Source organism: Streptomyces sp. NPDC047974 (genome assembly GCF_040653375.1).
In the GTDB taxonomy this organism is placed as follows: Bacteria; Actinomycetota; Actinomycetes; order Streptomycetales; family Streptomycetaceae; genus Streptomyces.
In genome coordinates this window covers 148086-161251 of record NZ_JBEZNU010000012.1, presented here as the reverse complement: position 1 = coordinate 161251, position 13166 = coordinate 148086, and the positions used below count along the sequence as shown (strand labels likewise).

General features: G+C 74.9%; 9 protein-coding genes. 5 read left to right on the top strand and 4 right to left on the bottom strand.

The genetic code is table 11. The features are described from left to right. The first annotated feature begins 51 nt into the window (after positions 1-51). The 5 genes from AB0E19_RS19160 (at position 52) to AB0E19_RS19140 (ending at position 6995) form a co-directional block, all read left to right on the top strand. Complete coding sequence (locus AB0E19_RS19160) at positions 52-1191, top strand: sensor domain-containing protein (protein ID WP_362181276.1); 1140 nt, start codon at positions 52-54, stop codon at positions 1189-1191. Between the two features lie 345 nt (positions 1192-1536). Then, positions 1537-2823: a sensor domain-containing protein gene (locus tag AB0E19_RS19155; protein WP_362181121.1), complete on the top strand. Its 1287-nt coding sequence runs from the start codon at positions 1537-1539 to the stop codon at positions 2821-2823. A 207-nt stretch (positions 2824-3030) separates the two neighbouring features. Beyond that, positions 3031-3690: a response regulator transcription factor gene (locus AB0E19_RS19150; RefSeq protein ID WP_169089001.1), complete on the top strand. Its 660-nt coding sequence runs from the start codon at positions 3031-3033 to the stop codon at positions 3688-3690. A 322-nt stretch (positions 3691-4012) separates the two neighbouring features. Then, positions 4013-5950: a 2-oxoacid:acceptor oxidoreductase subunit alpha gene (locus tag AB0E19_RS19145; protein ID WP_362181118.1), complete on the top strand. Its 1938-nt coding sequence runs from the start codon at positions 4013-4015 to the stop codon at positions 5948-5950. Continuing rightward, positions 5943-6995, top strand: coding sequence for a 2-oxoacid:ferredoxin oxidoreductase subunit beta (locus AB0E19_RS19140; protein ID WP_362181115.1), 1053 nt, complete (start codon positions 5943-5945; stop codon positions 6993-6995). The genes AB0E19_RS19145 and AB0E19_RS19140 overlap by 8 nt, the downstream gene beginning before the upstream one ends. 51 nt (positions 6996-7046) lie before the next feature. Here AB0E19_RS19140 and AB0E19_RS19135 read toward each other — a convergent pair whose 3' ends face one another. From AB0E19_RS19135 to AB0E19_RS19120, 4 genes are all read right to left on the bottom strand, one after another. Beyond that, a complete protein-coding gene (locus tag AB0E19_RS19135) occupies positions 7047-9245 on the bottom strand; it encodes a bifunctional serine/threonine-protein kinase/ABC transporter substrate-binding protein (protein ID WP_362181112.1) in 2199 nt (732 codons plus the stop codon). A gap of 3 nt (positions 9246-9248) precedes the next feature. Continuing rightward, on the bottom strand, positions 9249-11414 hold the full coding sequence (locus AB0E19_RS19130; protein WP_362181272.1) for a bifunctional serine/threonine-protein kinase/ABC transporter substrate-binding protein: 2166 nt from the start codon (positions 11412-11414) through the stop codon (positions 9249-9251). Between the two features lie 416 nt (positions 11415-11830). After that, on the bottom strand, positions 11831-12667 hold the full coding sequence (locus AB0E19_RS19125) for a hypothetical protein (protein ID WP_362181109.1): 837 nt from the start codon (positions 12665-12667) through the stop codon (positions 11831-11833). An 83-nt stretch (positions 12668-12750) separates the two neighbouring features. Beyond that, positions 12751-13146: a helix-turn-helix domain-containing protein gene (locus AB0E19_RS19120; RefSeq protein WP_362181106.1), complete on the bottom strand. Its 396-nt coding sequence runs from the start codon at positions 13144-13146 to the stop codon at positions 12751-12753. Positions 13147-13166 lie beyond the last annotated feature (20 nt).

The window sequence follows — 13166 nt, the reverse complement described above, 5'->3', positions numbered from 1 at the left end:
CCGAGCCCTTCCGCCCCCGCCGCCGCGGCCGTGGACCGACCCGCCGCGGCCGTGGACGCGCCCGTGCGGCGGCGGACCGCGTACGGGAAAGAGACCTGGAAGGAGATCTCCTTCCTGCTGCTCAACCTCCCCACCGCCCTCGTCGGCTTCGTCTACTCCGTCACCACGGTCGCCGTCGGCGTCGCCCTGTCCGTCACCGTGATCGGTCTGCCGCTGCTCGCGGCCGGCCTCGCGGGCGCGCGGGGGATCGGCCGGTCCGAGCGGGCCCGGGCGCGGGCGCTCCTCGACGCGGACGTGGCGGAGCCCTCGCCGCTGCCGCGGCCGGGCGGCGCGCTGCCGTGGCTGTGGACGCGGCTGAAGGACCCGGTGGCGTGGCGGACGCAGCTGTACGGGCTGATGCGGCTGCCGTGGGGGGTCGTCACCTTCTCCGTCACCCTGGTGTCGCTGGTGGCGCTGTGGCCGGTGCTGCCGTTCATCGCGCGGGGCCTGGCGGCGGCGGACCGGGGCATGGTGCGGGGTCTCCTCTCCCCCTCGGACGAGCTGGAGCGGCGGATCGCCGAGCTGGAGTCGGACCGGGGCGTGGTCGTGGACACGGCGGCGGCCGATCTGCGGCGGATCGAGCGGGACCTGCACGACGGGGCGCAGGCGCGTCTCGTGGCGCTCGCGATGGGGCTCGGGCTCGCGAAGGAGAAGCTGCACGAGGACCCGGAGGCGGCGGCCGAGATGGTCGCGGAGGCGCACGGCGAGGTGAAGCTGGCCCTCCAGGAGCTGCGGGACCTGGCGCGGGGCATCCACCCGGCGGTCCTCACCGACCGTGGCCTCGGCGCGGCGCTGTCGTCGCTGGCGGGCCGGTGCACGGTGCCGGCGACGGTGACGGTGGACCTGCCGGAGCGACCCGCGGAGGCGATCGAGGGGATCGCGTACTTCACCGTCTCGGAGCTCCTGCAGAACGTGTCCAAGCACGCGAGGGCCCGGACGGCCTCGGTGGAGGTGTGGCGGGAGAAGGACCGCCTGCTGCTCCAGGTGCGGGACGACGGCGTCGGCGGCGCCCGACCCGACGGCCCCGGCACGGGCCTGGCGGGCCTGGCGGAGCGCCTCGGCGCGGTCGACGGCCTGCTGGTCGTGGACTCCCCCGAGGGCGGCCCGACGACGATCACGGCGGAACTGCCGTGGCGGGCCCGGCAGGGCTGACGGGGCGGGCGGGGCGGGCCTGACGGGGCGAGGGCGAGCGGGGCAGGCCTGACGGGCCTGCCGGACCCGACGGCCATGGCCCGCCGGTTTCCCGGCCTCCCCGTTTCCCCGTTTCCCCGTCTCCCCGTTTCCCGGTCTCCCCGTCTCCCGGCCTCCCCGTCTCCCGGCCTCCCCGTCTCCCCGTTTCCCCGTCTCCCCGTCTCCCCGTTTCCCGGTCTCCCGGTCTCCCCGCCCCCGTCGGTAGGGATATCCCCCCTGGGGAGACGCCGACCCGCCTCATGGTGCCGGCGGGGTCCCGGACGGAACCCTGGACGCGTACCCAGTGACGAGTAGAAGGACCTCCCCATGGATTCGAGCCTCGTTCCCTCCGCGCTCCGGGCGCCCTTCCAGGGGCGGACCTGGCGCGGGTTCCTGTTCACCCTGGTGGGGCTGCCGCTGAGCGTGCTGTGGTTCGCGCTCGCCGTCGCCCTGACCTCCACCGGGCTCGGGCTGCTGATCACCTTCCTCGGGGTGCCGGTGCTGGCCGCCTCGCTGACTGTGTGCCGGGCCTTCGGCGCGGTGGAGCGGGCCCGGGTGCGGGGGCTGCTCGGGGCGCACGTGGCCGCGCCGGAGCCGGTGCGGGGGCGGACGGGCGGGGCGTTCTCCTGGATGGCGGCGACGCTGCGGTCGGGGGCCTCGTGGCGGCACCTGCTGTACGCGCTCGTGCACTTCCCGTGGGCGGTGTTCTCGTTCTCCGTGTCGCTGACGTTCTTCACTCTGGGCTGGGGGCTGTTCACGTATCCGCTGTGGCGGTGGGTCTTCCCGACGTACGTCGGCCAGGACGGCATCCAGCTGTACGGGGACGAGACCCGCGCCCTGTACGTGGACTCGCCCTTCGAGATCGCCGTCACCTGCGGGATCGGGCTGCTGCTGGTGCTGGCGTGGCCGCCGCTGGTGCGGGGCCTGACGGCCGTGGACCGGTTCCTGGTGGCGGGGCTGCTGGGGCCGGGGCGGCTGGCGGAGCGGGTGACGGAGCTGGAGTCGGACCGGGGCGCGGTCGTGGACACGGCGGCGGCGGACCTGCGGCGGATCGAGCGGGACCTGCACGACGGGCCGCAGGCGCGCCTCGCGTCGCTGGCGATGGACCTGGGACTGGCCCGGGAGACGCTGGCGAGCGATCCGCAGGCGGCGGCGGTCCTCGTGGACGAGGCGCACGGCGAGGTGAAGCTGGCGCTGAAGGAGCTGCGGGACCTGGCGCGGGGCATCCACCCGGCGGTCCTGACCGACCGGGGCCTCGACGCGGCGCTGTCGTCGGTGGCGGCCCGCTGCGCGGTGCCGGTGTCGGTGACGGTGGACCTGCCGGGGCGGCCGGTGGCCGCGATCGAGGGCCTCGCCTACTTCACGGTGACGGAACTCCTGGAGAACGTGACCCGGCACTCCCGGGCCCGGCGGGCCTCGGTGGACGTGTGGCGGTCGGGCGCGCGGCTGATGCTGCAGGTGCGGGACGACGGCGTCGGCGGCGCGGACCCGGCGCGCGGGCAGGGGCTCGCGGGGCTCGCGGAGCGGCTGCGGTCGGTGGACGGCGTGCTGGCGGTGGACTCGCCGGCGGGCGGCCCGACGACGGTCACGGCCGAGCTCCCCTGGCGCGCCTGACGCGCACCTGCGGGTGCGGCGGTCCGTGCACCGGCCGCGCCCCGTCCCGTACCCCCGCGACCCGCTCTCCCGGTCCCGTGTCCCGGTGGGGGCTTTCCTGCGATGCTTGATCGCGCGGCGCCGACCGGGCCGCGTGATCGGGCATCGCGGGAACAGCGCGGGGACTTGGGGGCGGCGGACGTGGGCGTGGGAGAGGTGGCGGACCGGGTGCGGGTGGTCATCGCCGAGGATTCGGTGCTGTTGCGCGAGGGGCTGACGCGGCTGCTCACGGACCGGGGGCACGAGGTCGTCGCGGGGGTCGGGGACGGCGAGGCGCTGGTGAAGACGGTGGCGGAGCTCGCGGACGCGGGCGCGCTGCCGGACGTGGTGGTGGCGGACGTACGGATGCCGCCGACCCACACGGACGAGGGGGTACGGGCGGCGGTGCGGCTGCGCGCGGAGTACCCGGAGCTCGGCGTGCTCGTGTTGTCGCAGTACGTGGAGGAGCAGTACGCCACCGAACTGCTGGCCGGTTCCACGCGGGGCGTGGGCTATCTGCTGAAGGACCGGGTCGCGGAGGTGCGCGAGTTCACCGAGGCGGTGGTGCGGGTCGCGGAGGGCGGTACGGCCCTGGACCCGGAGGTGGTGCAGCAGTTGCTCGGCCGCAGCCGGCAGCAGGACGTGCTGGCCCATCTGACCCCGCGCGAGCGGGAGGTCCTGGGCCTGATGGCCGAGGGGCGGACGAACTCGGCGATCGCGAAGCAGCTGGTCGTGAGCGACGGCGCGGTGGAGAAGCACATCGGCAACATCTTCCTGAAGCTGGGCCTTTCGCCGAGCGAGGGCGACCACCGCCGGGTCCTGGCGGTGCTGACGTACCTCCGGTCGTGAGCCGGCCCCCTGCCCGTCCCGAGGCCCTGGGCCGGTTCCCCGCCCGAAGGCCCCGATGATCTGACACCCTGTCAGATACGACCCCTTCGGACACCTGTCCGGATCTTGAGGGGACCTCGTGCGGGCCTTGGACGGGCCCAGGACGGAAGAACGAGACGGAATGCCGCGTTCCGGAGCAATCCGGGTAGGCGCAGAACAGGACAATGCAAGGCGAAAGGGCCCCTGAGACAGGGGCCCACCATGTGAGAAGTCCCGGGAAGGCCCACCTCACCGTCGTAGGGTGGGCCGCAGAGTCCCGCTTGCCGCTAGGGAGGTCCAGTAAGTGACCAGCCAGGTCAGTAGCGAGGCCGGTGAGGCCCTGCTCGGGGAGCAGCGCAGCGCCCCGGTGGAGGGCCGTGACGGCGCCGAGAAGGAAGTCCGTCGGCTCGACCGGGTGATCATCCGGTTCGCGGGTGACTCCGGTGACGGCATGCAGCTCACGGGTGACCGGTTCACCTCGGAGACGGCGTCCTTCGGGAACGACCTGTCCACGCTGCCGAACTTCCCGGCCGAGATCCGGGCGCCCGCCGGCACCCTGCCCGGCGTCTCCTCCTTCCAGCTGCACTTCGCCGACCACGACATCCTGACCCCCGGCGACGCGCCGAACGTGCTGGTCGCGATGAACCCCGCCGCGCTCAAGGCGAACATCGCCGACGTGCCGCGCGGCGGCGAGATCATCGTCAACACGGACGAGTTCGCGAAGCGGGCGATGGCCAAGGTCGGGTACGCGGAGAACCCCCTGGAGGACGGCTCGCTGGACGGCTACCGGGTCCACCCGGTGCCGCTGACGACGCTGACCATCGAGGCGCTGAAGGAGTTCGGGCTCTCCCGGAAGGAGGCCGAGCGGTCGAAGAACATGTTCGCGCTCGGGCTGCTCTCCTGGATGTACCACCGGCCCACCGAGGGCACCGAGGCGTTCCTGCGGCAGAAGTTCGCGAAGAAGCCGCAGATCGCCGAGGCGAACGTGGCCGCGTTCCGCGCCGGCTGGAACTTCGGCGAGACGACCGAGGACTTCGCCGTCTCCTACGAGGTCGCCCCCGCCACCCGCGCGTTCCCCACGGGCACGTACCGGAACATCTCCGGGAACCTCGCCCTGTCCTACGGCCTGATCGCCGCGAGCCGGCAGGCGGAGCTGCCGCTCTACCTGGGCTCGTACCCGATCACCCCGGCCTCGGACATCCTGCACGAGCTGTCGAAGCACAAGAACTTCGGCGTGCGGACCTTCCAGGCGGAGGACGAGATCGCCGGCATCGGCGCCGCGCTCGGCGCCGCCTTCGGCGGCTCCCTCGCCGTCACCACGACCTCCGGCCCGGGTGTGGCCCTGAAGTCCGAGACGATCGGCCTCGCCGTCTCCCTGGAGCTGCCGCTCCTGATCGTCGACATCCAGCGCGGCGGCCCGTCCACCGGTCTGCCCACCAAGACCGAGCAGGCCGACCTGCTCCAGGCCATGTACGGGCGCAACGGCGAGGCCCCGGTGCCGATCGTCGCCCCGAAGACCCCGGCCGACTGCTTCGACGCGGCCCTGGAGGCCGCCCGGATCGCCCTCACCTACCGCACCCCCGTCTTCCTGCTCTCCGACGGCTACCTCGCCAACGGCTCCGAGCCCTGGCGGATCCCCGACGTCGACGCCCTGCCCGACCTGCGCACCGCCTTCGCCACCGGCCCGAACCACACCCAGGCCGACGGCACCGAGGTCTTCTGGCCGTACAAGCGCGACCCGCAGACCCTGGCCCGCCCCTGGGCCGTGCCCGGCACCCCCGGCCTCGAACACCGCATCGGCGGCATCGAGAAGCAGGACGGCACCGGCAACATCTCCTACGACCCCGCCAACCACGACCTCATGGTCCGCACCCGCCAGGCCAAGGTCGACGGCGTCGACGTCCCCGACATCGAGGCCGACGACCCGGACGGCGCGGCGACCCTGGTCCTCGGCTGGGGCTCGACGTACGGCCCCATCACCGCCGCCGTACGCCGCATCCGCCGCGAGGGCGGCCACATCGCGCAGGCCCACCTGCGCCACCTCAACCCCTTCCCGAAGAACCTCGGCGAGGTCCTGAAGCGGTACGAGAAGGTCGTGATCCCCGAGATGAACCTCGGCCAGCTCGCCACCCTCGTCCGCGCGAAGTACCTCGTGGACGCCCGCAGCCACAACCAGGTCAACGGCATGCCGTTCAAGGCCGAGCAGCTCGCCGCCGCCCTCAAGGAGGCCATCGATGCCTGAGAACCTGCTGCGTCTGGTGCCCAAGGCCGAGGCCGCCCAGTCCATGAAGGACTTCAAGTCGGACCAGGAGGTCCGCTGGTGCCCCGGCTGCGGCGACTACGCCGTCCTCGCCGCCGTCCAGGGCTTCATGCCCGAGCTCGGCCTGGCGAAGGAGAACATCGTCTTCGTCTCCGGCATCGGCTGCTCCTCCCGCTTCCCGTACTACATGAACACCTACGGGATGCACTCCATCCACGGCCGCGCCCCGGCCATCGCCACCGGCCTGGCGACCTCCCGCCGCGACCTGTCGGTGTGGGTGGTGACCGGCGACGGCGACGCGCTCTCCATCGGCGGCAACCACCTCATCCACGCCCTGCGGCGCAACGTGAACCTGAAGATCCTGCTCTTCAACAACCGGATCTACGGCCTCACCAAGGGCCAGTACTCCCCCACCTCCGAGGTCGGCAAGATCACCAAGTCGACCCCGATGGGCTCCCTCGACGCCCCCTTCAACCCGGTGTCGCTGGCCCTCGGCGCGGAGGCGTCCTTCGTGGCCCGGACCGTGGACTCCGACCGCAAGCACCTCACCGAGGTGCTCCGCCAGGCCGCCGACCACGACGGCACGGCGCTGGTGGAGATCTACCAGAACTGCAACATCTTCAACGACGGCGCCTTCGAGGTCCTCAAGGACAAGGACCAGGCCAAGGAGGCCGTCATCCGCCTGGAGCACGGGCAGCCGATCCGCTTCGGCGCCGAGCTCGACAAGGGCGTCGTCCGCGACCCCGCCACCGGCGACCTGGAGGTCGTCACGGTCACCCCGGAGAACGAGTCCCGGATCCTCGTCCACGACGCGCACGCCGCCTCCCCGACGACCGCCTTCGCGCTCTCCCGCCTCGCCGACCCCGACACCCTCCACCGGACCCCCATCGGCGTCTTCCGCTCGGTGGAACGCCCGGTCTACGACACCCTCATGGCCGAGCAGCTGGACACGGCCGTGGAACAGCAGGGCGAGGGCGACCTCGGCCGGCTCCTCGCCGGCAACGACACCTGGACCGTGGTCGGCTGACGGCCGGTCCGGATCCTCCGAGGGGCGCGGCCGGGTCACCGGCCGCGCCCCTCAGCCCGTCGGGGAGGCCTTGAGGCGCTCCCGCTCCTTCTCGTTCACCTCCTGGAAGCGGCCGAGGCAGCGCGGGGCGCCCTTCTCGATCCGGTACGCGAACACCTCGTCGAGGAAGCGGTAGTTGCGTACCGAGTCGAAGCCGTACCGCTTCGTCACCCCGGTGTACGTGCCTTCGGCGACCCGGCGGGCGATGCCTTCGCGCCGCACCTCCAGCCGGTCCTTCAGCAGCGCCTCGACGGCCTGGGCGTAGACGTGGACGGTGTCGTACGCCTCGACCGCGTACCGCTCGACGGGCGTGCCGGCGGGGATCCGCCAGCGCGTGCGGTAGGCGGCGGCGAAGGCCCGGGCGCCCGGGAGCACCTCGGGGTCGACGTAGCTGGCGCCGATGTACCAGCCCTCGGCCGCGGATCCCGCGGTGGTGAGGAACTCCGGCTCCAGGAGGGTCTCGATGCCGCCGCGCAGCCCGCGGAAACCCGCCCGGGCGAGCGCCCGGGCGCAGAGCCCGGCGCGGCGCGGGGAGAGTCCGGCGTAGAAGACGGCGGCGTCGTCGGTGGCGCCGACGGCCCGGGCGACGGGGGCGAAGTCCTCCGCGTCCGCGGCGGCCTGGACGCGGGACACGGTGATGTCCTGCTGCCGGAGGGTGGTCTCGGCGTCGTTGGCCAGGTACCAGGCGGGAGCGCCGGCCGCGAGGTCCTCGACGATCATGTACCGCTGGATGCCGCGGACGAGGGCGGCGGTCGAGAAGGCGATCTGGAGCGTGGTGCCGATCGGCCGCATCTCGAAGTAGACGCCGGTCAGCAGCAGCGAGGAGAGCCGGCCCTGGTCGACGCCGGTGGCGACGGCGGCGCAGACCAGACCGGTGCGCCGGTGGACCGGCACGGCGGCGGCGACCGCCTCCGTCGTCGTGGGGCCGAGGAGCGCGACGACGGACCGGTCGGCGCCGAACGCCTCGGCGGCCGCGACGGCCCGGCGCGGGTCGCCGGCGTCGTCGCGGACCCGCACGGCGAGGTCGAAGGGGCGGTCGGGGCGGGCGTTGAACTGCTCGGCGGCGAGCCGTGCGCCCCGTTCCTGGGCGCGGCCGTCGGCCTTGCGGGGGCCGCTGAGATCGGTCTGGACGCCGATCGTGTACGTGGCGAGGGTGCGGGCGCCGTTGCCGGTGGGGGTCCCGGTGCCGGTGGGGCGGGTGGCGAGCCAGGCCGTCAGGGCGCCGGCCCCGGCCACGAGCGCGGCGGAGCCGCCGATGACCAGCCGCCGCCGGGACGGGCCGCGCGGGGGTTCCGCGGGCACCAGCGCCGTCGGTTCCGGGACGGGCAGGTCGAGGACGCGGGCGGAGCGTTCGGCGATGAGGGCGGGCAGCCCGGCCGGCAGCAGCGCGCCGGTCGGTCCCCCGGTGCCGCCGAGCGCGTCGCGGACGGCCCCGGCGGTGGGCCGGGCATCCGGGTCCTTGGCGAGGCAGGCCGCCACCAGGGGCCGCAAGGAGGCCGGTACGGCGTCGAGTTCGGGCTCCTGGTGGACGGTCCGGTAGACGACCGCCGCCACCGTGCCGGTGCCGAAGGGGCGTTCGCCGGTGAGGACGTAGGCGAGGACGCAGCCGAGTGCGAACACGTCGGCCGGCGGGCCGACTTCACCGGCACCGGCGGCGCGGGCCTGTTCGGGGGCGAGGAAGCCGGGGGTGCCGATCATGGCGTCGGTGGCGGTGAGGGCGGTGGCCCCGGCGGTGCGGGCGATGCCGAAGTCGATGAGCCGGGGACCGTCGAGGGCGAGGAGGACGTTGGCGGGCTTCACGTCCCGGTGGACAAGGCCGGCCGCGTGGAGATCGGCGAGGGCGTCGGCGAGCCGGGCACCGAAGGCCCGGACGGCCGGTTCGGGCAGGGGCCCGTGGAGGGCGACGGCCTCGGCGAGGGAGGGGCCGGGGACGTATTCGGTGGCGAGCCAGGGTTCGCGGGCCTCCGGGTCCGCGCCCAGGACGCGGACGACCCAGCGGCCGGTGATCCGCTCGGCGGTACGGGCCTCGCGGCGGAAGCGCTCGCGGAAGGCGGGGTCGGCGGCGTGTTCGGCGCGGATCACCTTGACGGCGGCGAGCGCGCCGCCGGGGGTGCGCGCCAGGTAGACGACGCCCATGCCGCCGGCGCCGAGCCGGCCGAGGAGGCGGTGGCCGGCGACGGCGGAGGGGTCGGACCGGTGGAGCGGGCGCACGGGTCAGCCGCCCGCCTTCCGGGCCGGGGTGGCGGGCGCGGCGCCGAGGGACCGGTACCGCCCGCCCTCGACGCGGTGGAGGAAGGTGCCGACGCCCTTGAGGTTGCCGTCCTCCTCGAAGGAGTAGCCGCCCATGACGCCCTGGTGGACGGCCTTGCGCAGGAGGGGCGCGAGGGTGGTGCGGTCGGGGCGCTCACCGGCCTTCTCGTACGCCTTCTCGACCTGCTGGGCGAGGAGGAGCGTGACGTCGTACGCCTCGCCCGCGTACCAGACGGGGGCGGTGCCGTAGCGGGCGCGGTGGGCGGCGAGGAAGGCGGCGGCCTCCTTGCGGGCGGTCGGGTCGGCGACGGGCGCGCCCACGGTCCAGCCCTCGGCGGAGCGGCCCGCGTCGCGCAGGAAGCGGTCGCCGAAGACGTGCTGTCCGGCGAAGCGGGGGCCGGTGAAGCCGAGCGCGTCGAGGGCCTTCGCGGCGCGGATGGCGGCGGGCAGGAGCCCGGCGTGGACGTACGCGTCGATGCCGGCGTCCACCATCTCGCCGATCACCCGCTCCAGCCCCTTGGCGCCGCCGGGGATCACCCGGGGGTGCGGCCGGATCCCGCCCTGTGTGAAGCCGAAGCCGGCGCCGACGACGAACTGCCAGGAGTACGGGTCGTCCGTGCGTTCCTGGAGGAGTCCCGGCCGGGCCGGGCGGTGGACGGACTGCGCGTGGTAGGCGATGTGCATCCCGTTGAAGGCGTGGATGGGGCAGGCCCGGACGATGCTGCGGCCCTGGTTCTGGGCGGGGTTGACGAGCAGGTTCAGCCCGGCGGAGACGGTGACGACCGGGAGCAGGGCCTCGTCGTAGGCGGGCAGCGCCTCCTGGCCGGTGTAGTCGTGGCTGGGGCCGATGATGCCGAGGACGTCCGGGTCGGCGGTGAGGGCGCGGGCGGCGGCGAGGGCGCGGGTCCGGTCGCCGCGGTCGTCGGAGACCTTCACGTCGAGCGTGAACGGCTTGTCCTCACGGGAGTTGAAGGCTTCGACGGCGAGGCGGACGCCGCGCTCCTGCGCCTGGCCGACCTCCTTGCCGGGTCCGCTGAGGTCGGCCTGCACCCCGATGGTCCACCGGCGGGCCTTCGGCGGGGGCGTGCCCTTCGCGTCCGGGCGGTCGTCGCGGCCCCGGAGGGCCCACCACGCGGCGCCTCCGGCGGCGGCGACGCCCGCGGCCGAGGCGAGCAGCAGGAAGCGGCGGCGGCCCGTGGCGGGCGGCGGCGCGGGGGCGCCGGCGGCGGTCGCGTCGATGTCGGGGAGGGCGAGCATCCGGGCGGAACGCTCGGCGATGGTGCGGACGACGGGGTCGGGCAGCCAGTCGGCGGCGGTGCCGGCGGTGTCCACGACGAGCCGTGCGGCGAGCTGCCCGGCGGTGGGCCGGACGGCCGGATCCTTGGCGAGGCAGTCCCGCAGGAGGGGGAGCAGCCCTGCCGGTACGCCGGCGAGGTCGGGCTCGTCGTGCACGGTCCGGTACATGAGGGCGTCGACGGCGCCGGTGCCGAAGGGCGGGCGGCCGGTGGCGGCGTAGGCGAGCAGGCAGCCGAAGGCGAAGACGTCGGAGGCGGGTCCGACGTCCTCGGTGCGGGCCTCCGCCTGCTCGGGCGCGAGGAAGCCGGGGGTGCCGACGACCATGTCGGTGCCGGTGAGCGCGGTCTCCCCGGCGGGGTCGGCGGCGCGGGCGATGCCGAAGTCGATGAGCCGGGGGCCGTCGACGGCGAGCAGGACGTTGGCGGGCTTCACGTCCCGGTGGACGAGCCCGGCGGCGTGGACGGCCGCGAGCGCGCGGGCGACGGCGCCGCCGAGGATCCGCAGGCTGCGCCCGGGCAGGGGTCCGTGGGCGGCGATCGCCTCGCCGAGGGAGGGTCCGGGCACGAAGGCGGTGGCGAGCCAGGGCTCGGGGGCTTCGGGGTCGGCGCCGAGCACGGGAACGGCGAACGGCGACACGACCCGCCGCGCCGCCTCGACCTCGCGCCGGAACCGCGCCCGGAAGTCGGCCCGTTCGGCCCGGTCGGCGAGCGTCACCTTCACGGCGGCCAGCTCGCCCGTGTCCGTGCGGCCCAGGTAGACGACACCCATGCCGCCGGCACCGAGCCGGCCGAGGAGGCGGTACCCCGCGATGCCGGAGGGGTCGCCCGGCAGCAGCGGAGCGAGGTCCCCGGGCCGGGGGCGCGGCTCCGGAACGGCGGAGGCGGGCCGGGCGACCCGACCGCCCTCCGCGGCGGGCGCCGGGATCCGGGGGTCGGGCGGGGTGCCGGGGCCGGCGTCCCTGGGGGCGGGCGGGGACGCGTCTCGGGGACCGGGCGGGGCGGCCGGCGCGGCCGGGGACGCGCCCTGAGGGTCGGCCGGGGTGGGCGGTGCGGCCGGCGCCGGGATCCGGGGGTCGGGCGGGGTGGCCGGTGCGGCCGGGGACGCGCCCTGAGGGTCGGCCGGGGTGGGCGGTGCGGCCGGGGACGGGACCCGGGGGGACGGCGGGTCGGCCGGGGCCGTCGGGGCCTCGTCCCGGGGAGCGGCCGGGGTGTTCGGGGCGGGGTCCTCGCGGGGGGTTTCGTCCGGCGCGGTCACTGGGCTGCCTCCAGGGCGGTCTCGGCGCGGATCAGCATGGCGACCGAGGCGTGGGCCATCGCGGTGGCCAGTTCCTGTTCGTCGTGGCCGGCGGCCCCCTTGGCGGAGACGGCGACGGTCACCTGGCCGAGCCGGGACTGGGACCAGCCGTAGTAGTGCTCGCCGGGGACGCCGTCCTTGAGGTACTTCCCGCGCTCGTTGACGGTGTCGGAGGCGGTGGTGTTGCCGCCGACGCCGTAGGCGTTGCCGAGCGACATGAGGCCGGACACGCGCTCGCCGGCGCGCAGGAGCTGGTCGGGGCAGCGCAGTGCCTCCTCCAGCGTCTCGGCCATCTCCCAGTCGGCGGCGTCCTCGGTGCGGTGGACGGTGACGGTGGAGGTGACGCGCACGGTGCCCTTGCCGCCGGAGGCGGGGAGCTCCATGGAGGCGGTGACGCTGTGGAGGACGGTGGACGGCAGGGCGCCGGTCTCCCAGTCGCAGCCCTCGGAGAGGACCGGCCAGTAGCCCTGGGGGCTGAGGTACGGGGTCCGGGCGACGTAGCCGGGCCCCCAGGAGCCGGGCCCGCCGGACAGGATCGTGGTCGCGAGGCGGGCCGCGTCGGCCGGGGTCTTCGGGGCGCGGGCCGGGTCGGGGACGAAGTCCAGGGCGGTCGGTCCGGCGGTGGGGTCCGGGGACGTCTCCGGCTTCGCGCTCGTACTCGCGCTCGTGCTCGCCGACGGCCCCGGGGCCGTACGGGACGGAGGGTCTCCCCCGCCGCCGTCCGAGCAGCCCGCCAGCAGCATTCCGCCCGCCACGACGGCACAGCAGGAACGCGACAGCCATGCGTAGGACACGATTCCCCCACCCCCCGCTCACACGATTCCCCCAGGGGTCACGATCGTATGCGTGGAGGGGTCAAGTCCGGGGCGTTACAAGGTCATTGGCCGCGGCTCTCGTCATAGCGGGCGCGGGCCGCCTCGACGTCCGGGACGAGGGACTCGGTCCAGAGGGCGAGGGCCTTGATCCGCCGGGCGGCGTCCTCGCCGAGGGGGGTGAGGGTGTAGTCGACGCGGGGCGGGATGACGGGCTTGGCGTCGCGGTGGACGAAGCCGTCCCGCTCCAGGGTCTGGAGCGTCTGCGTGAGCATCTTCTCGCTGACGCCGCCGATCCTGCGCCGCAGTTCGCTGAAGCGGTACGAGCGCTCCAGGAGCGCGATCAGGACGAGGACGCCCCAGCGGCTGGTGACGTGCTCCAGGACGAGCCGGGACGGGCACATGCCGCCGTCGACGTCCGCCAGCAGGGGCCTCGCCTGGACCTCGGTGCTCACCTTCATGCCAGTACCTTACTTCAAAG